At 42.7% G+C, this 25736-nt stretch carries 21 protein-coding genes; 14 read left to right on the plus strand and 7 right to left on the minus strand.

Annotated features, from left to right (window positions below):
- Positions 1-251: 251 nt before the first annotated feature.
- Both viaA and AB6D07_RS08350 read right to left on the minus strand, forming a co-directional pair.
- Entirely contained in the window at positions 252-1697 is a 1446-nt protein-coding gene (gene viaA / locus AB6D07_RS08345; RefSeq protein WP_017097464.1) for an ATPase RavA stimulator ViaA, read from the minus strand.
- A gap of 12 nt (positions 1698-1709) precedes the next feature.
- On the minus strand, positions 1710-3365 hold the full coding sequence (locus tag AB6D07_RS08350; RefSeq protein ID WP_012600558.1) for an ATPase RavA domain-containing protein: 1656 nt from the start codon (positions 3363-3365) through the stop codon (positions 1710-1712).
- Between the two features lie 287 nt (positions 3366-3652).
- Here AB6D07_RS08350 and AB6D07_RS08355 point away from each other — a divergent pair, with 287 nt between their 5' ends.
- From AB6D07_RS08355 to ylqF, 11 genes are all read left to right on the plus strand, one after another.
- A complete protein-coding gene (locus AB6D07_RS08355; RefSeq protein ID WP_029222904.1) occupies positions 3653-4168 on the plus strand; it encodes an NUDIX hydrolase in 516 nt (171 codons plus the stop codon).
- Between the two features lie 40 nt (positions 4169-4208).
- A complete protein-coding gene (gene ltaE, locus AB6D07_RS08360; RefSeq protein WP_017102851.1) occupies positions 4209-5213 on the plus strand; it encodes a low-specificity L-threonine aldolase in 1005 nt (334 codons plus the stop codon).
- Between the two features lie 822 nt (positions 5214-6035).
- Positions 6036-6560, plus strand: a complete 525-nt coding sequence (locus AB6D07_RS08365) for a hypothetical protein (RefSeq protein WP_012600556.1) — start codon at positions 6036-6038, stop codon at positions 6558-6560.
- 77 nt (positions 6561-6637) lie between these two features.
- Complete coding sequence (locus tag AB6D07_RS08370; RefSeq protein WP_009845433.1) at positions 6638-7135, plus strand: hypothetical protein; 498 nt, start codon at positions 6638-6640, stop codon at positions 7133-7135.
- A 114-nt stretch (positions 7136-7249) separates the two neighbouring features.
- On the plus strand, positions 7250-7975 hold the full coding sequence (locus AB6D07_RS08375; protein WP_009845434.1) for a molecular chaperone: 726 nt from the start codon (positions 7250-7252) through the stop codon (positions 7973-7975).
- Between the two features lie 2 nt (positions 7976-7977).
- Entirely contained in the window at positions 7978-8664 is a 687-nt protein-coding gene (locus tag AB6D07_RS08380) for a molecular chaperone (RefSeq protein WP_012600554.1), read from the plus strand.
- Positions 8648-11140 (plus strand): fimbria/pilus outer membrane usher protein, encoded by a 2493-nt coding sequence (locus tag AB6D07_RS08385; RefSeq protein ID WP_017102852.1) that lies wholly within the window; start codon positions 8648-8650, stop codon positions 11138-11140. The genes AB6D07_RS08380 and AB6D07_RS08385 overlap by 17 nt, the downstream gene beginning before the upstream one ends.
- Positions 11130-12011, plus strand: coding sequence for a hypothetical protein (locus tag AB6D07_RS08390; protein WP_029222905.1), 882 nt, complete (start codon positions 11130-11132; stop codon positions 12009-12011). Before AB6D07_RS08385 ends, AB6D07_RS08390 begins: the two co-directional genes overlap by 11 nt.
- A gap of 95 nt (positions 12012-12106) precedes the next feature.
- Positions 12107-12790, plus strand: a complete 684-nt coding sequence (locus tag AB6D07_RS08395) for a helix-turn-helix transcriptional regulator (RefSeq protein WP_017102854.1) — start codon at positions 12107-12109, stop codon at positions 12788-12790.
- 387 nt (positions 12791-13177) lie between these two features.
- The gene (locus AB6D07_RS08400; protein ID WP_009845439.1) at positions 13178-13492 is read left to right on the plus strand and encodes a cytochrome c; all 315 of its coding nucleotides are present in this window, start codon (positions 13178-13180) and stop codon (positions 13490-13492) included.
- A gap of 166 nt (positions 13493-13658) precedes the next feature.
- Complete coding sequence (ylqF, locus tag AB6D07_RS08405; RefSeq protein WP_029222906.1) at positions 13659-14594, plus strand: ribosome biogenesis GTPase YlqF; 936 nt, start codon at positions 13659-13661, stop codon at positions 14592-14594.
- Between the two features lie 185 nt (positions 14595-14779).
- On the opposite strand, the gene AB6D07_RS08410 is transcribed toward ylqF, so the two are convergent.
- Positions 14780-15325, minus strand: a complete 546-nt coding sequence (locus AB6D07_RS08410; protein WP_009845441.1) for a GNAT family N-acetyltransferase — start codon at positions 15323-15325, stop codon at positions 14780-14782.
- A gap of 166 nt (positions 15326-15491) precedes the next feature.
- On the opposite strand from AB6D07_RS08410, the gene AB6D07_RS08415 reads away from it, so the two are divergent.
- On the plus strand, positions 15492-16634 hold the full coding sequence (locus AB6D07_RS08415) for a fatty acid desaturase (RefSeq protein ID WP_029222907.1): 1143 nt from the start codon (positions 15492-15494) through the stop codon (positions 16632-16634).
- A 269-nt stretch (positions 16635-16903) separates the two neighbouring features.
- Positions 16904-17194: a putative quinol monooxygenase gene (locus AB6D07_RS08420; RefSeq protein ID WP_029222908.1), complete on the plus strand. Its 291-nt coding sequence runs from the start codon at positions 16904-16906 to the stop codon at positions 17192-17194.
- A 230-nt stretch (positions 17195-17424) separates the two neighbouring features.
- Here AB6D07_RS08420 and manA read toward each other — a convergent pair whose 3' ends face one another.
- The 4 genes from manA to mngA all read right to left on the minus strand — a co-directional run bounded on the left by manA (position 17425) and on the right by mngA (position 24637).
- A complete protein-coding gene (manA, locus tag AB6D07_RS08425) occupies positions 17425-18612 on the minus strand; it encodes a mannose-6-phosphate isomerase, class I (RefSeq protein ID WP_017102858.1) in 1188 nt (395 codons plus the stop codon).
- Positions 18613-18614: 2 nt separating this feature from the next.
- A complete protein-coding gene (locus AB6D07_RS08430) occupies positions 18615-19781 on the minus strand; it encodes a glycerate kinase (RefSeq protein WP_017102859.1) in 1167 nt (388 codons plus the stop codon).
- Positions 19782-19826: 45 nt separating this feature from the next.
- The gene (gene mngB, locus AB6D07_RS08435) at positions 19827-22466 is read right to left on the minus strand and encodes a mannosylglycerate hydrolase (protein WP_372092191.1); all 2640 of its coding nucleotides are present in this window, start codon (positions 22464-22466) and stop codon (positions 19827-19829) included.
- A 236-nt stretch (positions 22467-22702) separates the two neighbouring features.
- Positions 22703-24637: a PTS 2-O-a-mannosyl-D-glycerate transporter subunit IIABC gene (gene mngA / locus AB6D07_RS08440; protein WP_017102861.1), complete on the minus strand. Its 1935-nt coding sequence runs from the start codon at positions 24635-24637 to the stop codon at positions 22703-22705.
- A gap of 317 nt (positions 24638-24954) precedes the next feature.
- On the opposite strand from mngA, the gene AB6D07_RS08445 reads away from it, so the two are divergent.
- A complete protein-coding gene (locus tag AB6D07_RS08445) occupies positions 24955-25671 on the plus strand; it encodes a GntR family transcriptional regulator (protein WP_009845448.1) in 717 nt (238 codons plus the stop codon).
- The last annotated feature ends 65 nt before the right edge of the window (positions 25672-25736 follow it).

Genomic DNA, 25736 nt, shown 5'->3' on the forward strand with positions numbered 1-25736 from the left:
AACCGAGGTCCACGGATTTGCAATCCGCTGCATAGCCACTCTGCCAAGGCGCCTTTTCAATTCAACACTTTAGGGGCTAAAGCAAGCCACACCGCTGTGTTCGGGTGCCTACTTTACGGATCGCGGGGAGATAGTCAAACAAAAAAATGAATTTCAATTCCGTTTGCTGACATTTAAATCAAATTGCTGCATGTTCGATCTCTTCAATCAATAAACACGCAGCAAAATGGAGCAAATTAAGGAATTCGACGTTACCACTTCTTCATAAAACGACCGACTAGGCTTGGATGGTAAGCCCAACAATGGTCAAACATCGTCATAAGTTGTGGGTTGCCATATTTCGAAAGACTAACCGCATGAAAACGGTTTTTGTGCTCTTTCAATTTTTCAACCTGAGCAATCATTTCATCAGATTGCTTAGGGGCGATAAAGTCAGAAAGTACGATCAAATCTGCGTTCTTGTATTTATCACCCGTCATCAGGTCAATCGACTTCATGAGTACAGGTTCTAGATCCGTACCGCCGTGGAATGAATAGCTTAAGAAGTCGCTCGCTTCACGCAGGCCATCTTGCCTTGTTAACTCATAGGTAATCTGCTCAGAAGAGAACAGAATCACGTAACAGTCTCTCTCTTCCGCAAGCGCGATTTGCATCAAAGCGTAAGCCATTGCTTTGGCTGACTGCTCTGGGAACCCACTCATAGAACCAGAAGCGTCCACACAGACGATGAACGGCCCTTTTTCAATATCGACGTTTTTGCTATCAGGCTTTTGCGCTTTTACTTTACGTAATGTCCGTGATTTACCTTGCGAACGATAGCTCAATAAACGCTTGTCGGCCAAGTGCTTATAAAAGATAACCTCAAGTTCAGGGTAAGCGAGGAACATGGTTTCGTTTGGCAGCATCTTGTTGAGATCATCACTTTCGTGAATCCCAACAATATCATCGACCGCTTCATCGCTTTTCTCTTCAACCATCTGCAGTTCTTCTACAGGAGCTTTGTGTAGCGAAGGATCATCTTCCTCACCAGCCATACGTCCTAGTTTTTCTGCGATCTCTTGCAAACCCTTGTGCTTATTCAGAAACTCAGCGTGGCGCTTCATGATGGTTAGGTCTGTTTTGCTTAATTTGGCCGATGCCATGTCCCACAAACGCCCTACACTGCCTTCATCGCCCGACTCTGTCACTTTGTCCATGTTTTTCATGGTTTCCATGCGCTGATAAAGATCAGCTAAGACTTTTTCTTTGCTTGTTTCGAGTTCAGTGACTTGAGCTTGTTTGATGGCATCTGACAGCGATTGGTACCATTGATCACAAAAGTAATGTGGAAACATCGCGTTATAAACACCTTTATTGTTTTCCATCAAACGTCTTGCTTGTAGATAAAATGCTGAGTGCCACTCCAGCTTCTTAATAACGCGATCAATCTCGTCAAAAAACTGAGATTCATCCCAGTAAATCACTTCTTGGTAAAGTGCGATTTCCTCTTGGAAACGGTCGGTTTCACACACTTTAGTGACGCGTTTTTTTACTTTACCGCGCCATTTAACTAAGTGGTTTTTGACTGATGTTTTCACACCTTTATTCTCAGCAGCCATCATCACTTGAGAACGAGCGATAAGATCATTCATCGCGGTATCAATGATACCAGAGTCAGCCACCATCAAAGCGAGGTTTAAGCCGTCAGCTCCTAACATATGCTCCCCCTCTTACTCAAAGTACTGACTCATGAACTTAATGCGTTGCGCGATCTTGCTACTCTTCACTTTTGTCGTTTCAAGCTCTTGTGTTACCGCCTGTAAGCTTGATTCCATCGCTTTCGGTAAATCAGGGTCAATATAGTTATGCGGTAATGCGTCATGGAATTCAGTGCGTACTCTTTTTAACTTGAATTCAGCTGCAGTTAACTGTTCTAGGGCTTTCTCAGCGCCGTTCAACCACTTGTTATACAGTTCTTGATCTAAACCGTCAGTAGTCACCACACTCACCAATACAGAACGATTAGCAATATCTTTGATCACTAATTGATTCGATGCATCCAAGTCGAGCTTTAAGCGGCATAGATTTTTGTTTTCGTTTACGTAACCATAAATGTCGCCATGACCTTCTTTTAGAACGCGGTCAAAATCATCTTTGGCTACATACACCCAACGACTATCGCCTTTCTCAGATTCAGACACCGACATATTGCTTTGCAGCATAACCAATTTAATAAGATTGTATGCGCTACCGACGCTGTACATTTTCGCGTTCTTGATATCATGTTGGTAAACGTCTTTACGTCGTAAGCCACTGGTTGACTCCACAGAGAGCGACACCGACAGAGTCGATTCAACATCATCTTGAATCTCTTCTAGCTCTTCACGAGACATTTCGATTTGAGATTTAGACTCTTGCTGATCAAACGCTCGGTTCAACGCAAAATCTTTTACCACACTACGAACCACATCGCGAGATTCAGGGCTATGCCACAAACAATCTTGAAGAAGCATAATATCGAGCGGGTTAACGCTATCACGGCCACTGAAAAATGCGCTCGCTTTCAATAGTTTAACCGCTTTCTTCCAGCGTCTGTCCGAAACATACAAATCCGACTCTGACGCTGAGCCTTGCTTCTTAACCGTGTCTTCAAGCATGGTTTTTAGCTCAAATAACTTGTTAAACGAGTTATCTGTCAATTCCAGGTTATCGAGCTCTTTCTGCCATTGATGGTATTCAATATCAGTAATCGCCAATCCTTTTGGAATCACAGCTTCTTGGGAAGTACCCGTCGTCAGCATCGATTTGAAGTTTTGTTTGTTTTGAATACGGTTGACGAACACGCGAACTAACATTCGGTCATAAAGTGCTTCTAGCCCGCTGTCTTCGTCAGGAAGTTCATTAGACGCTGAAACCAACAAGCGCATCGGCACACGCTCAATGTCTGCGCCGTTTTTAAATGTCTTTTCGTTAACCACAGTCAGTAACGTATTGAGAATGGCAGGGCCTGCTTTCCAGATCTCATCAAGGAATACAACTTGCGCGGTTGGTAGGTAGCCTTCGGTCAGCCTTACGTAACGACCGTTGTCTTTTAATTCTTGAATGCTTAATGGGCCGAACACTTCCTCAGGAGTAGAGAAACGTGTCATCAAATATTCGAAGTAGCTACTGTTGTCAAAAGCCTGGATGAGGCGTTTAGCGATAAGGCTTTTTGCGATACCCGGAGGGCCCAATAGGAACACACTTTCGCCAGCCAGAGCCGCCAGTAAACAAAGCTTAATGGTGTCTTCTCTTTCATAAACGCCATCAGAGAGAGCATGCGCTAATTTATTGATTCTTTCAGAGAGTAGCGCCTTGTCAGCATGTGAGGAAATAGAAGGGTTCATGCGTTACTCCGAAAATCTTTGAACAGTTGAGAGTGTAGATACGTTTTTATACATTTGTTAGCACTTTGTTACAAGTATCTTTTATTATTGAGTTGCCTTTATATCAGATGGTTAAGCTGCAATTTTCGCGCAATCATAGATTCCAATTATGAGAGTAGCATCACGAATGGTGTGAAACTAAATCTATTGTTAACCCTAATTTTTCTTTTATTTTCGACACCATAGACGTTATGGTGGTACACGTCTTCAGTTATAAGAAAAATTGGCAAGGAAAGTGGCCAGATTGCATGAGTAAAGTTATCCATCAATGGAAAAGTATTTCTCTTATAGAAGAGAACGTGACGCTCCCTACGAACGTCGTGGTAAAACATACAACAATAAACCACCCCGGCGCGGCCGTTATTCTTCCTATCACTTCGTCTGGAAAAATCATCCTCATTAACCAGTTTCGTCCTTCTCTTAAAAAATGGCTTTTGGAACTCCCTGCTGGCACGATGGAAATTGATGAGACACCTCTTCAATGTGCACAACGCGAACTCGAAGAAGAAACGGGTTACAGTGCAACTTATTTCCAGAGCTTGGGACAAGTTACCCCTTTAGCTGGCTTCTGTGATGAGATCCAACACTTGTTCATCGCAAAAGACTTAAGCCTTACTACCCGCTTTGAATGTGATGAAGATGAAGTAATAGAGGTTATCGAACTTAGCTTGGAAGAACTGCAACATAAAGTTCGCAACGATCAAATTACCGATACCAAAACCATCGCTTGTTTAAGCAAAGCCCAACTATGTGGCCATCTATAGCCAATTATATGACTACCTAATAGTACTCTAGGAGATAAACATGGACTTTCGTTCTGACACCGTAACTAAACCTTCGCAAGCTATGCGTGATGTAATGGCAAATGCAGAAGTAGGCGATGATGTATATGGCGATGACCCAACCGTCAACGAACTGGAACAATGGGCTGCAAATGAAACCGGTTTTGAAGCGGCTATGTTCACTTCTTCCGGCACACAGGCCAACCTACTGGGTTTAATGGCGCACTGTGAGCGTGGTGACGAATACCTTTGTGGCCAACAAGCGCACAACTACAAATACGAAGCTGGCGGCGCTGCAGTATTAGGCTCGATTCAACCTCAGCCAATCGAGAACAACCCTGACGGCACGTTAGATTTTAAAAAGCTTGCTGCAGCGATTAAGCCAGACGACAGCCACTTTGCTCGTACTAAGCTTCTTAGTTTAGAAAACACAATCAATGGTAAAGTGCTGCCAGTCTCTTACCTAGCGGAAGCGCGTGAGTTCGTAAACCAACACGGCCTGCAAATGCACTTAGATGGCGCGCGTGTCTATAACGCGGCGGCTGCACTAGATGTTCACATTAAAGAGATCGCACAACACTTCGATTCGATGACAATTTGTTTATCAAAAGGTTTGGGGGCTCCGATTGGCTCTCTACTTCTTGGTAGCAAAGCGTACATCGCTAAAGCTCGTCGACTGCGTAAAATGGTCGGTGGCGGTATGCGTCAGGCTGGTATTCTTGCTGCAGCAGGTAAAATGGCGATCACGGAGAACGTGGCTCAACTTAAAGTAGACCATGAAAACGCAAAAAAACTAGCGATTGGTTTAAGCAAGTTAGAAGGTTTCTCTGTTAACCCTGATTTCATTCAGACTAATATTGTGTTTGCGAAGTTAGACCAGTCGGTTGATATTAACCGCATCGCACGGGAGTTAGGAGAGCAAGGTATTACTATGTCACCAGGTAACCCTGTACGTTTCGTTACTCATAGAGATATCAGTTCAGAAGACATCGCGACTTTCCTAACTAAGTTGGAAAATGCGCTTTAACGCTGAACAAGATTCGCATTAAAGCAATTAAGACTAAAGCTTCCCTTACGAAGCTTTAGTCTTTTAAAAAAAATCATTCACCTCTTCCACCGAAAAATAGCCACCTCACCTATACCTATACCTATACCTATACCTATACCTATACCTATACCTATACCTATACCTATACCGACTAATCTGCCTAATAGACTCAACTAAATTAACTGCAACAGAACGCAATCTTGTTTTGGCCTATGTGAATACCTTCTATGTATTAAACCTGCGTTTAAGTATTCACTTATCGTTAAATTTCGACTTTCATTTGTTATATGAAATTTTTCATGCCAGATAAAGTCAAATAATTTAGTAGTAATAATTTCATTTTTATTTACCACACGTACGATATTTAGAAACAAAACACATCAATTCTAAAAAATCTTCGTAAGAGGCTAATTTAAATAGAAAATCACCAACCAATATAGATAGCTATGGTTCACTATTATCATTAATATTCGTTACATTCAAATTATAAACCAGTGAATAAAACTAAAAACAAAATATCCCTGGAAGAATAATCCACGGAAAATTCACCAAAAATCACGCCGTAGACCATAGTTCTAATTTTATCAATTAAGAAAAATTCACTCGTAAATATAACTGTGGGTCAAAAACTCCCTATCTAATTGAAAATAAAATTATTATTTAAAAATGTACTCTCTATACCTTACCTTAAACTCATACTAAAACTCATACTTCGTCTAAATAATAAACTTTTTTTACTACTTCACCATTTTTTAAAGCACTTATAGTTTTGAAAGTTAAGCAACAGGTTACATTCAATCAATGAGAGGTGAAATGATGATTAGAGCATTCGTATTTATTCACAAATTCATCGTCTCAACGTTAATTTTTAGTCTGTCACTTTCATTCTACACCAGTGCTAACACCTTAACGTTAGGAATTAATGGCCAGATCAAAGATCGATGCGAAATAAATTTCTTTTCTGGCAATGTCATGAAGTTTACGGAACGCCGTGATGTGCAACTATTGCCTTTTAATATGTATTGTAACCGTCCGTTGGGTATAACGATTAATTCAAAATATGGAGGCTTAAAATATCAACACCAAGGGGTTGATATTATTGAAACTTATAATCTGTCATTACAAATAGACGAGCTTCGTCTTTATGAAAGTAGGCACAGCAGCCAACTTACTTCACCAGTAATGATAAACAGTTCTGGTGTTATTCCTTTCTCTCAACAGGGGAGCCTTAGGGTAGCACTCGAAAATAGCTTGCGTTTCGCGGGTTATTATCAAGACGTTATTGAGATCGAAGTTTACCCTTCGATTCATAGCGTGACCAAGTAAAAGCTCTGCAATGTATCTGCAGAACAACATACGCTCAGCAGTATTCGAGCCAATCATTTAAGATAAAGGAATTTCTAATGAAAAAGCTAACACTCTACGCAGCAACAGTCACAGCTATTTTTGGTGCTCAAGTTCAAGCCGCTCCTGGTGATGTCCAGCTAGTTGGTTTTGTTTCACCTGTATGTGAAGTTACTGGTCTTTCAACACAACTGATGGACTTTGGTAATGTATCTCAAATTCAAAACCTTTCTGTTAGTGGCCTTAACATGAAGTGTAATGACGTCGATGGTGCAACTGTAACACTGACGAGTGCTGAGGGTGGTCTAGAGTCCGATGATAGCGAAGACTACGCTCTTACATACGAAGCAACATTTAACCCTTCAGGCTTAGCTCCTTTCACGCTTAATGCGCCAGGAGGCCCAGGCCTAAATGACGTTTCAATCAGTAACTCTTATGGTGGTTCAGGAGTATTGGCGACTGGTGTTGCCGCGTCCATTGATATTGTGACAACAGAAACCTCCCCATGGGCAGGTGGTTATTCAGATACGTTAACCGTAAATATCACCTCAAATTAGAGGTTGAATAAGTCGGGGGCTATTATTTGGCCTCCGACTTCATCTAAGCCTTTGTTGTATTAAAACTTAACCTCAGTTGTATTACGACTCTAGTTTAATTTGGAGCTCATCGCGATGTATAAATGGATCATGCATAAATGGACTGTTCTCTTATTATTGTCACTCACTTGTTTGTCAGCTCATGCGTTCAAAGTAGAGCCGATGTCTATGGAGATGACGCCACTTGGTAAAAGAGCTCAAATGACAATGAGGGTTGAGAATTCGTCTACCGAACCACTCACAGTCGAACTGTCTCCAGTATTTATGACTATGAATGAATACGGAAAAGAGACCACGACGCCTGCAGATGACGAGCTATTAGTGATTCCAGTAACTGCAATTATAGAGCCTGGACGTTCGCAATCTATTATGGTCCGATATTTAGGCGATCCGTCCATTACAGAGTCAAAAGCTTTTCGTATTGCGGTTAAGCAAGTGAAAGTTCAAAGAGCAAGTAGCAACCAAGGGCAAGTGAGTCTGTTACTTCAGTTTAATACGCTTATCAACGTGCGACCTCAGAACACTGCCTCTCAACTAGAAATTAAAAGTATCGAACCAAATAACAAGAATAACAAATGGGTCCTTGAAGTACTGAACAGCGGTAATAGTTATGGTCGGTTAACCAATACGACATGGAAAATTTCTGACGGCAAAAAATCAACCTATTTAAAAGGCGTAGAAATCGCCAAACGTATTCCAGGAACTTTAGTTCTTCCCTATTCCACTCGTTTTTTCGAAATGCAGCCACTTGAAAATTACAATGTAGAGACGCTATCGATTGAAATCGAGCAGGATCAGTAGCAATGAGACGTTATATTTTTGGTGGGTTCATTTCTTGTTTTCTGTGTGGACAAGCGCTTGGCATAACACTGTTTCCAACCGTCATTGAACTCAATACCGATCACAGGGCAACATCGCAACTGGTTGTGACTAACAACTCAACGCGGGATCTCCCACTTGAAGCTAACGTTCGTCGTTTGAAATTCTTACCTGATGGTACGTTCCAAACAATAGATCTATCGAGTGAGGTGATGTTTGTGTTTCCACCTGCCGCTATGTTGGCACCCGGTGAACGTCAAGTATTCCGTATACAATGGTTGGGAAACCGCCAACTCGAAACTTCCCAAAGTTACTTTGTTCGTTTCAGTACCTTAAATATTGGTCAAAACAACGAAAAAATGGACAGTCCTACCAGTTTAACAACCGGTATCAATTTGCAAGTTCACTACAATGCGTTGTTGCACATTCACTCATCCTCGCTAGAGCCTGACGTGAACTTACATATAGATGAACAAGGAAAACTAACACTTACTAATTCAGGGTCGCGATTTACCTATACATCGTTACTTCATTTTAAGGGGCTCGAATCTCAGAACCAAAAGGTACATGAGGCTTTAGGTGAACAGTTTATTCCACCACGCTCGACTATTACTTTGCCTTCTTCTTTAAATTACTTACCAGTAGGCACTTATCATGGATATGAAAACTGAAACCTCTCACAAGATGTGGCAAGTTTTCTATGTCTTGGGATTAGTACTGTTTTATTGTGCCGCCTTAAGCCCTGTAGCTTGGGGCCAGGATATGGTATTGAACCCGACAGGACGCGACATTCAACTTACCTCTTTACTAAGGATAAGTGACACCATTCTTGGTGAAGCGGACATTATCATTACCGCAAACAACGAAATTCTTTTGCCAAAGGAAAGTACGCTGTCTCTCCTTTCGTCTGTCGTCACTCAAGAAGGTATTGGTAAGCTCCATGACACGACAGACGATGAGATGCTGTCGCAGCACCACTTTATGAGCGTAGGGCTGGGACTTAATTTCGACTTTTCTTCGTTGGAATGTATCGTGACGGTTCCGCCAGAATTTAGCTTAACCCAACAACTCTCGATGAACGGCGCAGATGATTTTTATAACTATGCTGAGCCAAGTCTGTTAAGCGGATACGTTAACGTCGCCCTTTCCGCCAATGAGAGCCAATATGTCGATCAAAAATCGTCAAGGCAAGATCTTTATCGCAGTCAATTCGATTCTGCACTTAACATTGGTTTTTTCAATTTTGAATATGAATCCTATTTAGAAAATGGTTCATCGAAAAAGTCACAATATGTGAGAGAAGGAACTCGTCTTAATATTGACTTTGCACAGCAAGGTACACGACTTGTGCTCGGCGATATGTACAACAGTGGCCAATCTTTTCAGGACAGTACCGACATACTTGGTATTGGCTTAACTCGAGATTTCACACTGATTCCAACCAGAAATGCACGACCACGAGCCAATCAATCATTCACACTTCAAAGAGCCTCGAATGTCGATGTCTATATAGATGGGATTGCAGTCCAACGATTGACCTTAGGCGCTGGTAGCTACAACCTGAGTGATATACCTCTTGCGCAAGGTAGTAACGATATTGTACTCGTCATTACCGATCGTTCTGGGAATGAAGAGCGTATCGAGTTTTCTATTGCGACGGGTAACGACTTACTCAATAGCGGTGAGTTTGAATATAGCATTATGTATGGAGCACCCTCTGAACTCCAAAATGGACAATTAGAATACCTAACCGATGAGCGTATTTTCCATGGTTATGTTGATGTGGGGATTAACCCTTGGTTAACGTTAGGTACCAACTTTCAAACCCGTGAAGATTTATACCAATATGGTACTACCGCACTCATCGCTTCTAGATGGGGAGTCACTGAACTCAATGCTTCACGTAGCGAACATCCTGTATTAGGAAACGGCGATGCTTACAAATTTGCATTCGATGCGGAATTTTCCAGCAAGAATACACTGGCTCCACAACTGAGTGTTAGTTATGAGTATCTGAGCAACAATTTTACTGGTGTTGCTGGGTTTGACGCCTCCGATAAAGACATCAACTTAACCACTCATTATGCTTCTGCATTCGGTTCGATTTATCTAAGTCGATCATTACGTGCCGCCATGACAGTCAATTACCGTTTAGGAATAGACAAAGAGAACGACTATTGGCTAATTAGCCCGAGTTTATCGGACGGACTGTTTGATACTCACGCGACTTGGAGTGCCCGTGTTAGCTATCAAGATCACGCCAGTAAAGACGATGACATCAGCACTACGCTCACCATAAGTTGGCCTCTTAGCCGACAAACTCGTGTCGTCGGTCGTTACAGTACAGAGCTAAGAGAAGCCGCCTTAGATTACAGCTATCAGAATAATATAGGTAACACCGGAGGGATATCAGGCTTTGCGAGTGTCATTACGAATGAAGAAACGGACGCCGATATGGACGCTGGTATTAACTATACGGCAAACCGTTACGAATTGAGTGCGACCCATGCCTCTCGACTTGACGACATTAGTGGTGACACAAGAAACCACAGTACCGACGTAACCATCAGCAGTGCACTTGCGTTTGCAGGTTCATCGGTAACGATCGGCAGACCAGTCCGAGAAGCATTTGCTATTGTCAGCAAGCATGAAAGCCTCGCAGAGAATGACGTGGCATTGGACCCAACAAAAGACGGAGAGTACGCACGTGTTTACCTTAACGGAGATGCCAGTGCCATGGTTCCTGATCTTGTTGCTTACAATAGCCAAGTCATCGGTTATGAGGTCGATAACTTACCACCAGGATATGATTTGGGGGATGGTGCTTTTTGGGTTAAGCCTGACTATAAACGGGGCTTCCAACTACAAATTGGTTCCGATGCGGTCTTAACCGTGATCGGTAAGCTATACGACCGTCAAAGTAACAATCCAATTTCACTTGTCGCTGGTGTAGCACATTACCTTGGTGAAGCTAAACAGTTACCGATTGACTTCTTTACCAATCGGAGTGGCATATTTGCGATATCTGGGTTAAAGCCAGGGAAATATCAACTGATTCTAGACACTAAAGGACAAGAGTCAGCCGTCATTACTCTCAGCGAGCGCAGTGACAACTTGATCAGACTAGGAGATGTGTATGTGGATTAAACAACTTCGGTGGGGTGGATGGTTCCTCATCGCCATAAATTCTGTATCCTCTGTATTAGCATGTGAAGCTAGTGCATTGACGATTCAACCCGTCTCATCCCAGTCGCAATACGACGTGTTCAACACAGGTACTTACGCAACAATTAATACTTATAGGATCGATGCAAATATAGTTGGAGAAGCCTGTAAATTGAGTTTGGTTTTACAACTTAACGATACCAGTCGGACGTTAAAAGGGTTAAACCAAGACAAGCTCAACTTCGAGTGGAGTGGACAAGTGGGTGTGCCAATCGCGAATCAGTGGCATTTATCATTAACCGACAGTCAACCTTCGACAACCATACAAATGCGTTTCCCAAGCAAACAGTGGCTAGCGTCAGGAACCTACCGGGGGCTTTTAGAAGTGTCGCCCTCTTATACCTCAGACAACCAACAAATAGAGATTAGCCCTAGCTCACTCCCAGTATCTGTTACCGTGCCACCAGCTGCAAAAGTTCACTTTTATGGGTTAACTCAACAGCATTATGACCTTGATCTAGGAACATTATATTCAAACAAGATTATTCGTTCTGCACCGAACCTATGGGTGCAAAGTAATACAGCGTATACCATCGTATTGGAATCATCCCATCAAGGCATGCTACGTCATGAATCTGATGAGACAAAATGGGATATTCCATACGAACTTTCCCTAGATAACGATAGAGTAAACCTCGGTCAACTTGATGCAAAAATTCAGCGTATTTCGGCTACGATCGGTCAACCTATTCCTTTGAGTTTTGTAATTGGGGAAACAGAGAACAAACCGGGAGGAATATATGGCGATACATTACAAATTTCTATAGAACCCCTCCTTTCACAGCAGCCTTAAATATGTAATTATATAAATCCTGAGATATGCAACGCAATTATATAAAACCTAGTATCATATAATCACAACACGATTTGTCAGTTTCGGAGTAAAGTATGCATAACAGTAAAAATAATTTAAAGCACATGCTCCTAATTGGCGATAACGGTATAAATAACCAGTTTATTCAACGAGAAATAGAGAAATACAGTGACTTTTGTTTTAGTCGTGAATGTATTTCAGGCATTGAACGTTCGAATCATCGCAAGACGTTCGATGTCATTCTCATTAGTTACTTACTCTTAGCTGATATCAAAGATGTCTACATCACCTTATCAAAAGTAGAGTCCAACAAATGGGTAATCTATGATGTTCCCTCTGATATTACCGGACAGAGTATTACCGTAATGCAACTATTCAACATGTTTAATATAAAGGGCATAATCTATCAAGATGCTCCTGTAGAGCACCTTACACGTTGCTTGAAAACGGTCTGTGATGACGACCTATGGCTACCAAGGAAGTTAATGTCGCATATTTTATCCAATGCGCGCTCCCAAACATTCAAGTCACAGGCAATATTATCTACCCTTACAAAAAGAGAAGCTCAAATATTTAAACGAGTTATCAGAGGAGATACAAATTTAGAGATATCAAGTGAACTATTTATTTCAGAAAGTACAGTAAAAACGCATGTATATAATATATATAAAAAAATAAACGTAACCAACCGAAAAGAAGCAATAAGAAAAGCAAATTTTATCAATAGTTTAGAGACTATTATACAACCAGGCATGTAGTTAATATTTGAGTCACAAATATAGAGACACTGGATTGCAGTTATTTTTACAACAGATCGTATTATAATTTAGGCCCTTGAAAAGGTGATCTTCTATTATCCCCCTCCGTCATAAAATCACAGTTAGACTGAACAACGAAGTTTAAATCATATCACCAGTGACTTAATTACATTCTGCCCTCTAAGGTACGAATAGAATTTTTGAACTCGCAAAACATCACTTCTTAAGCCCTCTACTCGCCTAACAGAACGAAGTCAGTTGTAACTGTCAACACTATTAGCTTCTAAAATATCTAAAGCATAAAGCATCTAAAGCATCTAAAGCAATTCGGACTTGAGCTTCCCCTTAGGGTAAGCTTTATTGTTATGTTTTTACCGGAGCAAAAGCATGACTTACCGTTCCTTCACTTTACTATTACTCACTCTTTCCCCTAGCCTTCATGCCTCTAATTTTGGCGATCCTGAACTGGGTAAAATGAAGTCACCAAGTTGCATTTTCTGTCATAACCCCACGGGTGAAACAAGTAACACTGCTTACCCAAAACTTTCTGGCCAAGATTCAACTTACCTCTATAACACAATGAAAGCTTACCAAAACGGTGATAGACAAGGCGCTTACGCTGAGATGATGCAAACACAACTGAGTAAACTCAATGATCAAGACTTGAAAGATATTGCGGCTTTTTATGCTTCACAACAGTAATGGATTTCACCTTCATTAGATCAGTCTAAGTTAAATAAACATCACTAAGTCGCCTATACTTCAAGCAAACTCACTGAGCTCATTGAAGGTCGGGAGAGATATACCTTTACACGTATCATCCAACCCTTACAATGTGCAGCAAATATATTTATCAAGGTTTATCTCTATGTCTATTCAATGGTTTCCGGGTCACATGCATAAAGCCCGTAAAGAAATCGAAGAAGTTATCCCACAGGTTGATGTGATCATCGAAGTACTGGACGCTCGTATCCCGTTCAGTAGTGAAAACCCAATGATCTCTTCACTGCGCGGCGATAAGCCTTGTGTAAAAGTGTTGAACAAGCGCGATCTTGCGGATCCTGAGCTTACTGAGCGTTGGATTGAGCACTTCGAGAAAGAGCAAGGCGTTAAAGCGATTGCGATTACTACTAGCGCTAAAGAAGAAATTAACCACGTTATGGAGCTCGTGCGTAAGTTAGCACCGCACCGTGAACAGATGGGTAAGAACATTCGTACAATGATCATGGGCATCCCGAACGTGGGTAAATCGACCATCATCAACTGTTTAGCGGGACGTACGATCGCGGTTACTGGTAACCAACCTGCGGTAACTCGTCGTCAACAACGTATCAATCTACAAAATGGCGTGATCCTTTCAGATACTCCTGGAATCCTATGGCCTAAAGTAGAAAACCCACACAGTGGCTTCCGCTTGGCTGCAACAGGCGCTGTAAAAGATACGGCAATGGAATACGATGAAGTGGCATTCTACACAGTCGAGTACCTTGCAAAGCAATACCCTAACCTTTTGCAAGAACGCTACCAAATTGAAGAGCTGCCAGAGTCAGACATCGAATTAATGGAAGCGATTGGTCGTAAGCGTGGCGCACTTCGTGCTGGTGGTCATATCGACATTCACAAATGTTCGGAAATCCTACTTCACGAACTGCGTAATGGTACTTTAGGTAAAGTAACGTTAGAGCTACCAGAAATGATCACACAAGAACTGATCGAAGTTGAAGAAGCGGCTGCGCTGAAAGCCGAACAACAGATTAAGAAAAAAGAAGAGCGTCGTAAGCGTTACTTGAAGAACAAGCGTTAATCTCTCTTAGTTTTAAGAAAAAATCACATGGTGCGACTAAGTGCCAAATAATTGAAGTGTCTAATCTAATCAAAAAAGCCCCGAACAATTTAATGCTCGGGGCTTTTTGGTTTGTTCTTCAGCTTTAAAGCAACTTCAGTAAGAGGCAGCTGTTGAGCAAGGAACCATTATTCAACTTGAAGTGACTAAGAATACACAATGCTTGCTGTTTTCTGTTCAAGTTCAACGGGAGAGCTCCAAGAAATCACCTTCTCATTCACTTGACTTCCACATGGTGCATTCCAAACTTGCTCTAGCTCTTCTTTACCACCAATCGCTTGATAAAAAGCAATCGCTTGGTGATTTTCAGACATCACCTCTAGGTACAGACCTGAATCCGAATAGTATTGCTGCAACCACTTCGATAATTCAGACAATAAACGCTTACCAACACCACGACCGCGATAGGCATTATCTACATGTAACGCATCGATGAACGTGCCACGCTCAAAGTTGTGATTACCAAACGCGCAGACGAAACCAACCAGTAAACCGCCCTCTTCAAGCAATAAAACATGTTGGTTAAAAGGAGGGTTAATCAAACGAGTCTGCCAAATAACAGATCTGTCCTCCAAAACATCATTTTCTAAGTAATCATCAGCAAGAATGCCACGATAATATAGCTTCCAGCTATCCGCGTGTAATTGGGCAATCCGCTCATAATCTTTATATTCAGCTACCTTAATTTCCATTTATTAGCCCTTAGTACTTCCATTTATGACTTGCTACTACATTTCACACTACCTTTATACAATATTTAAGCAAAACATACTAATACACGTTTACACTTTCAATATTGACTTACACGTGTACGCTGATATTCTAGCGCACAGATGTAAGCTCAATGGAAATTTGCTAATGAATAGTGCCGACAAACAATCTACAAAAAAGCCGCCATTAATCTGGCTCAATATTTTTGTATTCTCTTTTAGTATGCTGCTTGCTGTTGTTGCGGCTCCCGTTTATGGCTACTTTTTTGACTATGGTATGGAGCACTGGATATGGCTAGCAATCTGTTTTACGTTCTGTAACCTTTCAATCACAACGGGTTATCACCGCTTATGGTCTCATAAAGCGTTTGAAGCGCATTCGAGCCTAAGATTTTTATTTGCATTAGGTGGCGCATTTGCCCTGCAGAACAGCGCGTTACACTGGTCTTCTGATCACCGTGTGCATCATAAGCACGTGGATAACAATGACAAAGACCCGTACTCTGCAAAACGCGGCTTTTGGTATTCTCACATCGGGTGGATGATTCGTAACTACAGCACCTCGATGTATGAAAATTATGAAAATTGTCGAGATTTAAAGAAAGACAAAATTGTTATGTGGCAGCACAAGCACTATGTTCTGTTGGCATTGCTAATGAACTTCGGTGTTCCTATCGCTTTAGGTGTTATTTACGGTGACGTACTTGGCATGTTGTTAATCGTAGGTGCTGTTCGTTTGGTGCTTAACCATCACACAACATTCTTCATTAACTCTCTTGCTCACATCTGGGGTAGCCAACCTTTTACCGACAAAAACACGGCCCGTGATAACGGTGTGTTAGCGGTTCTAACTTTTGGCGAAGGCTACCACAACTTCCACCACATCTTTGAGAACGATTACCGCAACGGCATCTACTGGTGGCAATACGATCCTACAAAATGGTTGATCAAGAGTGCTTCTTTGATAGGACTGGCAAGCAAGCTTAAGAAAACCCCTCAAGCTCGTATCGAAAAAGCAGAAGCATCAATGTTACTTAAACGTACGCAGCAAAAGATCATGCATCGTGCCGACAAGCAACAAATCGCAGACAAACTTCAACAAGAATTCGATGCTCTAGTATCAAACATGAACGAGTATTACGAAGTCAAAAAGCAGCTACTTGAAAGCAAACGCGAAGATGTTGTGAAGAAGTACGAACACTCTCTACTTAAAGTTCGTTACCAACAAATCAAAATGAATTTTGAGCAACAGAAAAAAAATTGGGCAATGACTGTGGAACAGTATGCTTAAGGTAGAACAATATACTTAAGGCTGAGTAGTCCGCTTAATGTACCAGTAACGACACTGCTTGACTCTTATTTGAAGCCCTCATATTACTATGAGGGCTTTTTTATGAGCGTAACCTATTTGCCATTAGCCATTAGCCATTAGCCAAATACTCTCAAGTCTAAATTATGGGCTTCAAGAACCATAGTTATTGGATTTCAGAACTCTTTCTTCAATCTGAATTTATACTTATATTACGTGAACTTATCGAGTTTAAAGCCGAGGAATTGAAAATGAGCAAACTGACTATTATTGCAACGATCGTCTCTAAAGAAGACAAAACTGAGCTAGTTAAATCAGAGATGATTAAATTGATCGATAGAACCCGTGTTGAAGACGGTTGTATAAACTACGACTTACACCAAGATAACAGTAACCCTGCTCACTTCGTTTTTCATGAGAACTGGGAGTCTGAAGCTCACCTAGAGAAACACTTAGCGAGCCAACACATCGCTGAGTACATGGCTGCGACTGAAGACTGTATCGAAACCTTTGTGCTTAATAAAATGACGCACATTGCCTAACCAGTCACTCAGTACTGATTCAATAAAAGCCCTGCTCTGATCGCAGGGTTTATCTTTTGTACACACTTATATCTGCTCATTCTACTTATAAAAAAACCCGCAAGAGTAGCGGGTATGGTCAATAATTAATGCTGTCAAAGACAGATAGGTAACAACCATCAATCCAATATTGAGTACCACTTTACAGTGGCACTCTGACATTTCTTTTGCTGATCGCTAGCACGGGGGCACTAGTTAAAAGCACGAGCCAAAATGCCATTCCCTTGATATTGGTAAACACTTGAATTACTACTTACAAAGACCGATTCTCCGGGTTTAAGAGAAACTGACCGTCCTTCTGAAGTGACGGTCGCCTCTCCTTCCACACAGAACAAGATCTCCGCGCTACGTAAATACTGTGACTTGCTCTCATCAGTCGCAGACAAGATATCAAAACCAAAATCATCTACTGGAATCGGATAGCTCATCTTACCCTCTTTCAATACAGGCTTAAGGCGAATATCTTCTGGCTTAATCGGCTCAAAGATCGTGTTATCGATAAGCTCAGGAACGTCTATGTATTTGGGTGTAAGACCGGCACGAAGCACGTTGTCTGAGTTTGCCATGATCTCTAAGCCTGTGCCTTGAACATAAGCATGGGGTGTTTCTGCGAACAGGAACATCGCTTCACCTGGCGCCAGTTCAACCGTGTTAAGCATCAATGGAGCAAACAAGCCAATATCACCCGGATAATGCTGTTTGAACTCTTTGCTATATTGCAGAGCTTCACGCCCCATGACCGTTTTGGCTGGTCGCGCATGTGCAGCATAAAGCTCATCAAGTACGGCTTCTTTACGTTCACCTTCAAGAGACATAATTGCGCTAAAAAAAGACTTCAGAGAATCACTGTCGGCATTGGCTTTCAGTACATTAAGCTCAATCGCTAACGAAGGAATATCCGCTTCTTCGAACAAGGCAATAATATCTACGATTGGACGAAAGCCATTCATCGCTTTGTAAAAGGTCAACGCATAAACCAACTCAGGTTTATGATTTGGATCTTTGTAGTTACGATTAGACGCATTCAAAGGGATGCCAAGTGCATTCTCTCGCTCAAAACCTAATTCTGATTTTCGCTTGTTCGGGTGAACCTGAATTGATAATGGTGTTTCAGCGGCCAACACCTTAAACAGGAAAGGTAATTCACCAAAACGTGCCGCCGTGTACCCGCCTAAGACATCGATTTTGTTTTCATCAATCATGTGAGAAAGCGACTCACCGGTATCACCTACTTTTGAGCAACCATTAGGATGAGCACCCATCCAAATTTCTGCTTGAGGTTCTTGGTTTGGGTTCACAATACCAAACAGTTGGTTGATGGAGTCTTTGCTTCCCCATGCGTAGTTTTGAATAACGTTGTCGAGTTTAAATAGAGACATAATTACTTCTCATTAAAAATCTGGCTGCCAAGCTTGAGCGTGGCGGCGATATTACGGGCAGTGCGAGTCAGGTTTTGATTCGCTTCTGATAAAACTTGGTCTAAAGACTGAGGTGAACGTACGGTTCCAAATAAGCTAGACATTGAGCCGTAAAGTTTTTCAACGTCTTGCCCCAAAGAGCCCGCAATTCCAATGGTTGGAATACTCAACTTTTGAGCTCGCTGAGCGATGCCGAAAGGTGTTTTACCTTGCAGGGTTTGGTTGTCCATCTGCCCCTCTCCGGTCACGACCAGTGAAGCACCTTCAAGAACCTTATCTGCACCCAAGGCATCTAATACCATCTCAATACCCGCTTTAATTTGGATATTGAATGCAAGACTTAACCCCAGTGGCGTGCCTCCAGCCGCACCAAAACCAGCAGTGTCTCGATGATTAATACCCGTGCGCGCTTGAGCGATATCGGCAAAATGTCCGATCGCAGTATCAAGTTGTTCAACTTGAACTTTTGATGCTCCCTTCTGCGGACCAAACACGGCACTGGCTCCGCTTTCACCACACAGTGGATTGTTCACATCACACGCGACCACAAACGTCACTTCTTTGCATCTCGGGTGTAGTCCATCAAGATCGATGCTTGCTAACTGGCTTAACTCGGCGCCGCCACCAGATAGTTCGTTGCCTTGCTTGTCTAATAACTTGCCTCCCAACGCTTGTAAGATGCCAGCACCTGCGTCATTGGTGGCACTACCGCCCAAGCCGATAATGATTTGTTCTACGCCTTGATCTAGCGCATCTCTAATCAGCAACCCTGTGCCGTAAGACGATGCTGTAAAAGGTGATCTTTCTTCTACCGTTAATCGATCTAAGCCAGACGCTTGAGCAAATTCTACCAAGGCAGTTTTTACATTTTTTCCATCAACAGCCTGCTCTAACGATGCCCAGTAAGCCGTGCATTCACGTCCGATTGGATCCGCTGTTTGCAACTGTTGCTTTTTACCATTGAGTGCTTCTAGCAACACGTCTACCGTGCCTTCACCACCATCAGCTAGAGGCAGTTTGACGAACTCTGCATAAGGGAAAACATCAGCAAACCCACGCTCAATACAAGACGCAACTTGATGAGCGTCGAGTGATTCTTTAAATGAATCGGGGGCAATTACAATTTTCATTGTCGTTCACCATTCCCGCTCACCAAGGTGAGCGGGTAATTGAAATTAGAATTTGATTTGGAATGTTTTCGCTTGGCAAGATGCCAGTTGGCCGAAGGTTTCTGTTGCTACATCACCTTCGCGTACTCGCTCGTCCATGCTTGTCTCTTTCCAGCTTGAAACTGCTTGAGTGAAAGAGATTGAATCCGATACTGAACCCGTTTCTGCTGGGTTGTAGACACGCATGATCAACGCATCTTCGTCTTCAGCTTTCTTAAGCACACTTAGAACCGCACCTGCTTGTTGCTTCGATAGCAAACTGAAGCTCATTGGTAGATTTTGCTCGCCCACATTCAGCTTCATCGCGTTGTAAGGGATCTTGTTGTAGCATTCGATTTGAGTGACATTGTCACGTGCTTGCGCCATGATGTTCGCGTCAATGTGGTTACCAGAGAAACCACACAGCGTGAATTCACACATTAACTTGCCGCGCACTTGTGAATCTGGTGTCGGGATCTTGATACCTGAAGGACGACCTGGACGAAGCAATAGCTCTTCTTTACCTAACACGCCAATACCGCGGAATAGTGTCAGTGCGAAGGTATCTCGGTTTTCGTCACCTTGAGATGCAATCACTTCAAATTCACGTAGACCATTCGACATAATAGCCATGCCCGCTTTGCCGTTTTCTAGCGCTGCAAAGTTCATTAACTGATACACAGGAACTGGCGCTTCTTTCCACTTCTCTTCTTCCCAAACCGCCATAGCAGGGTCATTGGTCGGGCGAGTAATACAACCGAACTGGTTATCTGCAACGACAGTTTCAGAGACAAATGGTGTTGGTACTAATACACGAACACGGTGGTCGTCGGCTTGGTTGTCTAATTCCATGCGGACTTCGATGCGGCGAGAGCCTTGTTTCAATACCACTTGGCATTGCGCTTCAACAAAACCATTTTGACCCGTGCGTTCTTCACGCTCTGCAAGGTTTGCAGGCACGTTCATGCGGAAAGCGATGTTCGCTACCGATTGGAAGCCTTGGTGGTCAATCGATGTTTCGACTGGGAACTCGTCTGAATACAGTAACCATTCTTGACGAGATGGAGAGTAATCGTACTCATCACCGTCATCAGAACCGTCTTCCAAACGAAGTACTTGGTCGAATACTTGCTCTGTCTCTTTATCGAAAATAGTCAGAGTGCCGTTGTCGTTTACATTGATTCGGTAGTACTCGTTCTCTAGCAAGTAGTCTTTTTGTTCTGCAACTTTTACTGCGCCCTTCTCGTTACCTTGGATGTGTAACGTGGTGAAGCCCATCGCTGGCACAGTGCGTTTGATTTGAATATCAAACTCCATAAACGGGTCATAGTTACCGTAGTGAACGATTTGGCGGTCTACTTTACCTGGGTCAATTTGGCGCTTGTCTTGGATGAAGTACTCAACTGGGTTTTCGTTTTCATCAAAGATAGAAAATTCTTGAGCACGGATAGTGATGGTTGTGTTCACCACTTCTTCACGCTCGTACGGAGAAAGGTTAAACATCGCCAATTTGTCGCAACCTTCGCGATCTGGCATGTGGTCGACAATCTTACGCTTGTAGAAATGAATCAGGTTTGTCGCCATATCGTCCGCAAGGATGTAGCGGTTTAGGATCTCAGCGTGAACCTTGTCAGAACAACAGCAACCAATCGAGTCGTGAGCGTGGTTCTTCATGCTCTCTTTCCACATTTTCTCAATCAAACCGTGGTGGTACTCAAAGCCTAATGTCCAAGCGATAGACGCTAGCGGTTCTAAGATATTTACAATCTTGTTTTCGATTTCTGCGTGGATCAGTTTGATGTCCATACGCGTAGAAGAGATCGTACGGTGAACACGCATGTATTTACCGTCGTTGAACTCGCCTTTGATTGTGTCGAGTTGGTCGCGCGCCGCTTCTACTTTCTCGAACACTTCTTCGTAACGGCTCATTGAGAATTCACGATCTGGGTAGATTTCGCGAAGCTTGTCCATTACTTCAAAGATGTCTTTTTGAATCGGCATTTGGTCGTGGCCATTCGGTAGCAAGATATCTTTAGTCACAGATGGCTTTTCTAGCACTGGGAAGTACTTATCTAGACGAGCACGCAAGCCTTCTTCATCTTGAGGAAGGTATTTACCAATCGCGTAACCCAGCGGAAGTACTTGCGCAGTCACTTCACTGCCATCGTTTGATTGCCATAAGAACTCTGTTTTGTTGGTGCCATGACGCTCTGAACAACCACGCCAGAACATTGCACGTGTAATGTCAAAGCCGTTATAGATCATCGGCAGCTGAGAGCTCATGCTGAATGAATCTGGTAGGTAACCGATCTTCATTGCATCGCCAAATTTCATACAGTCGCGAATGCCATACATCATGTTACGTACAATTGACTCACCAGAAACTTGCATTGTGTCGGTTTGAGAGTACCAAGGGCCAATAATTAGCTTGCCCGCTTCAACCAATGCTTTTACGCGTTCTGTGTTCTCTGGTTTGATCGCGAAGTAATCTTCTAGAACGGCTGTTTGACCATCTAGAACGTAGTATTTGTATTCTGGATCGCTCTCCAGACGGTTCATGATTTCTTCCATGTTGTTCACTAGAAGAATACGAGACTCTTCTGTTGTGAAATACCATTCACGATCCCAGTGCATGTGTGGAGTAATATGTACGCGTGATGTAGTCATAATCATTTACCTAAATGTGTCGCTTCGAGTAAATCTTAAATTCGAGCTCAAATACGACTAAATTAAAGTTTTTCAAGGGGTTAAAATTGGCTGCCACTAAATTTAGGGTGCAGAAAACCACGCCCAGAATCTGTGAGAATAAAACCGTTAGGAGCACAGGTATTTAGGACAGCCAGTTGTTTGTTATTTTTTATATATTGATTTCGCAGTGAGTTAGCAGCTAACTCAAAATTCAGTTAGTTCTGTGTTGCAGTACTTGCTTCAAACTTACCCTTTTTTACAGCGTGACCACGCCACATCAGAAGAGTAATGGTTGAAATCACTGTGCCGACAATGGCAGCACCGAACCAGATTGCAGCAGCAGAGAATGCGCCCAAACCAGAATCGTGTAACAAGAAGATAGAGAAGATACCCGCACCCGGAGTCGATAGACCAATACCTGCCGCGCCAACCATCGCACCTGTAACCACTGATCCTAGTAAGAATGAGCCGATTACACGGATTGGATCTTCAATCGCCATTGGGATTGCGCCTTCGGTAATACCCGCTAGGCCAAGTAGCCAAGTTGATTTACCGGTTTCAATCTCAAAGTCTTTGAATAAGCGTGGAGCAATCATGGTTGAAGCCGTTACGGTGAACGCTGATACCATTTTTACTGAACCAAAGATTGCGTATGGGCCATAAACACCGTTCGCCATTGCACCTAAACAGAATGCGTATGCGGCTTTGTTTACCGGACCACCTAAGTCGAATGATACAAACAGACCTAGAATCGCACCCAATAACAATGCATTGGTGCCTGACATACCGTTCAGCCAATCCGTCAGACCTTGGTTTAGGAAAGCTACAGGTTTACCGATAACAAACAGCATCAAGCTACCTGCCACCAAAGTACCGATTACAGGGTAAAGGTAGAAAGTGAGGAAGCCGTTAAACGCAGGGCCTAAGCGAACATGCTCTTTCACCCAACGCATCACGTAACCAGCAATCAAACCACCAACAACACCGCCAAGGAAACCAGAGCCAATGATGTTTGCTGCAATACCCGCGGCAAAGCCAGGACCAAGTGCCGGTTTATCTGCTAATGAGTACGCTGTATAAGCCGCCAGTACTGGCACCATCAATGTACCCAGTAGGCCGCCACCTAGTTTGCGATACATCCATAGCCAAGAATCTTTTGTTGCGTAGAGCTCTTGCAGGTCAAAAATTTGCGCGATAAGAACAGCAACCGCAAGAACAGTACCACCAGCAACGATAAGAGGAACCGCGTAAGAAATACCAGAAAGCAGTGCTTGTTTAAGCTCAGTTTTCAACGGAAGTTTCTTTGGTTTGTCATCAGTAGCAACTTTACGTTCTGCTCCGTTACCTTTTTTCGACTCTTCAATCGCTTCATTAAGAATGCGTTCACCGTGTTTAATCGGTTCTGCAACTGGCGTTTCTACACGAGGAATGCCGTTAAAGCGCTCAGATTCTTTAATCGCCACTTCAGCAGCAAAAACACAAGCCACAGCATTGTTTAATTGCTCAGCCGTTAAGCGATCTTCTATACCGTTTGCGCCCTGTTTTTCAACATGCACGTTATAGCCAAGCTTTTTGCCCGCCTTTTCAAGATACTCTGCCGCCATATAGGTATGAGCAATGCCTGCTGGGCAAGCCGTCACACATACAATTGTCGGGGCATTTGTATCTAAGTTGTCTTGTTTTTCATCTTGTTGATTGTCGCCATCAAGAAGCGCGAAGATTTCTTCAGCGGTTGTTGCTTTTAATACTGCTTCGCGAACATCGTCGTCAACCAATGTAGTTGTCAGTGCAGTAAGCAGATGCATGTGGGTAGAACCCGCTTCTGCATTTGGAATCGCAATTAGGAAGATTAGATTTACATCTTCGTCTTCATCCAAGCCTTTCCATTTCATGTCTTCTTTAAGCGTTGCTACAGCGAAACCAGCTTCTTTAACCGCGTCAGTCTTGCCATGCGGTACTGCTAGGCCTTCGCCAAGCGCTGTCGGGCCTTGCTCTTCACGAGCAAATACTGCATCAAGGTACTCTTGCTTGTTATGCAGTTTGCCTTGCTGATCCAGTTGGTCAGCAAGTGCGTAAATCGCTTCTTCTCGACTGCTAAACGTAGTTTGCAGATTTACGAGCGACTTATTCGTTAGAGTAGTAAGTTTCATAACCTTTGTCCCATAGTCACGGATTAGTACGACAGTCGTCCCTGCCGACGGTAAGAATAATACAACTTCAAGACATTTAATCCGTGATCACGATCTCATCAATACATATTTGTATTTAATTTGTATTTAAATCGTATTGGTAAATCCTTTAAGAAAGCTTGTTATGTATCGTTTAATTTGTATTATATGTACTACAAAACGCCGATACGATGCTCACACTAACCTTTAAAGCAAGGCTTATATAGAGCAAATTTACGTATTTAAGGTACAGGTTCTTAATCAAAGTCTAGTTGTCCTAGCGCACAAATGAGGCAAAAATGGCAAGACTCCCTATGTATCGCCAAATCGCCGATGCAATAAGAGAAAAGATCAGTTCTGGAGAATATAAAGTTGGCGAAGCACTCCCAACAGAAGCGCAATTGCGTGAAGTATTCTCGGTAAGCCGTGTAACGGTTAGGCAGGCGCTGAAACTACTGATCGAAAACGATGAGCTTGAAAGTGTTCAAGGCAGCGGTACTTACGTCAAAGAGAACAAGATCAATTACGACATCTACAAACAGTCGAGCTTTCAAGAAAAGTGGGCGCATTTGGATGTGGTTACACACAGTGAAGTCCTGGCCTTTGAAATGAAGCCGTGTTCTTTGGCGATGTCTGAGCATTTAGATATCAAAGAAGGCGAATTGGTTTTCTACGTAAAACGTGTTCGTTTCATAGACAACAATCCAATCACGGTTGAAGAAACTTGGTTACCTGTTGCCCTATTCCCAGATCTCACCTATCAAGTGATGCAGACATCAAAATACGACTTTATTGAGAACACCAAAGGCATGGTGATTGATCGAAGTGAGCAAGAATTGGTACCGATTCTTCCGCCTGAAGACGTTGCTAAACAGTTAGGTATTGACCCAGCTCAGCCTATCATTGAAAAACGTACTCGCGGTTACCTTGCCAATAACACGGTGTTTGAATACAGCCGTAACTACTTCACGTCTAACGATTACCGATTCACTTTGGTCGCAAGACGCCAAAGGTAAGCAATACTATAGGCTTTGGTTTACCTAAACGAATGCACCAAAGAAGCTCTTCCACACTTAGAGCT

It is taken from the genome of Vibrio sp. 10N.239.312.C11 (genome assembly GCF_041466065.1).
Lineage (GTDB): Bacteria > Pseudomonadota > Gammaproteobacteria > Enterobacterales > Vibrionaceae > Vibrio > Vibrio tasmaniensis_A.

Excerpts from the sequence above, each read along its gene's own strand:
- viaA (WP_017097464.1), bottom strand. The coding sequence starts at position 1,697 with ATGTTAGGAGCTGACGGCTTAAACCTCGCTTTGATGGTGGCTGACTCT.
- AB6D07_RS08350 (WP_012600558.1), bottom strand. The coding sequence starts at position 3,365 with ATGAACCCTTCTATTTCCTCACATGCTGACAAGGCGCTACTCTCTGAA.
- AB6D07_RS08355 (WP_029222904.1), top strand. The coding sequence starts at position 3,653 with ATGAGTAAAGTTATCCATCAATGGAAAAGTATTTCTCTTATAGAAGAG.
- ltaE (WP_017102851.1), top strand. The coding sequence starts at position 4,209 with ATGGACTTTCGTTCTGACACCGTAACTAAACCTTCGCAAGCTATGCGT.
- AB6D07_RS08365 (WP_012600556.1), top strand. The coding sequence starts at position 6,036 with ATGAGAGGTGAAATGATGATTAGAGCATTCGTATTTATTCACAAATTC.
- AB6D07_RS08370 (WP_009845433.1), top strand. The coding sequence starts at position 6,638 with ATGAAAAAGCTAACACTCTACGCAGCAACAGTCACAGCTATTTTTGGT.
- AB6D07_RS08375 (WP_009845434.1), top strand. The coding sequence starts at position 7,250 with ATGTATAAATGGATCATGCATAAATGGACTGTTCTCTTATTATTGTCA.
- AB6D07_RS08380 (WP_012600554.1), top strand. The coding sequence starts at position 7,978 with ATGAGACGTTATATTTTTGGTGGGTTCATTTCTTGTTTTCTGTGTGGA.
- AB6D07_RS08385 (WP_017102852.1), top strand. The coding sequence starts at position 8,648 with ATGGATATGAAAACTGAAACCTCTCACAAGATGTGGCAAGTTTTCTAT.
- AB6D07_RS08390 (WP_029222905.1), top strand. The coding sequence starts at position 11,130 with ATGTGGATTAAACAACTTCGGTGGGGTGGATGGTTCCTCATCGCCATA.
- AB6D07_RS08395 (WP_017102854.1), top strand. The coding sequence starts at position 12,107 with ATGCATAACAGTAAAAATAATTTAAAGCACATGCTCCTAATTGGCGAT.
- AB6D07_RS08400 (WP_009845439.1), top strand. The coding sequence starts at position 13,178 with ATGACTTACCGTTCCTTCACTTTACTATTACTCACTCTTTCCCCTAGC.
- ylqF (WP_029222906.1), top strand. The coding sequence starts at position 13,659 with ATGTCTATTCAATGGTTTCCGGGTCACATGCATAAAGCCCGTAAAGAA.
- AB6D07_RS08410 (WP_009845441.1), bottom strand. The coding sequence starts at position 15,325 with ATGGAAATTAAGGTAGCTGAATATAAAGATTATGAGCGGATTGCCCAA.
- AB6D07_RS08415 (WP_029222907.1), top strand. The coding sequence starts at position 15,492 with ATGAATAGTGCCGACAAACAATCTACAAAAAAGCCGCCATTAATCTGG.
- AB6D07_RS08420 (WP_029222908.1), top strand. The coding sequence starts at position 16,904 with ATGAGCAAACTGACTATTATTGCAACGATCGTCTCTAAAGAAGACAAA.
- manA (WP_017102858.1), bottom strand. The coding sequence starts at position 18,612 with ATGTCTCTATTTAAACTCGACAACGTTATTCAAAACTACGCATGGGGA.
- AB6D07_RS08430 (WP_017102859.1), bottom strand. The coding sequence starts at position 19,781 with ATGAAAATTGTAATTGCCCCCGATTCATTTAAAGAATCACTCGACGCT.
- mngB (WP_372092191.1), bottom strand. The coding sequence starts at position 22,466 with ATGACTACATCACGCGTACATATTACTCCACACATGCACTGGGATCGT.
- mngA (WP_017102861.1), bottom strand. The coding sequence starts at position 24,637 with ATGAAACTTACTACTCTAACGAATAAGTCGCTCGTAAATCTGCAAACT.
- AB6D07_RS08445 (WP_009845448.1), top strand. The coding sequence starts at position 24,955 with ATGGCAAGACTCCCTATGTATCGCCAAATCGCCGATGCAATAAGAGAA.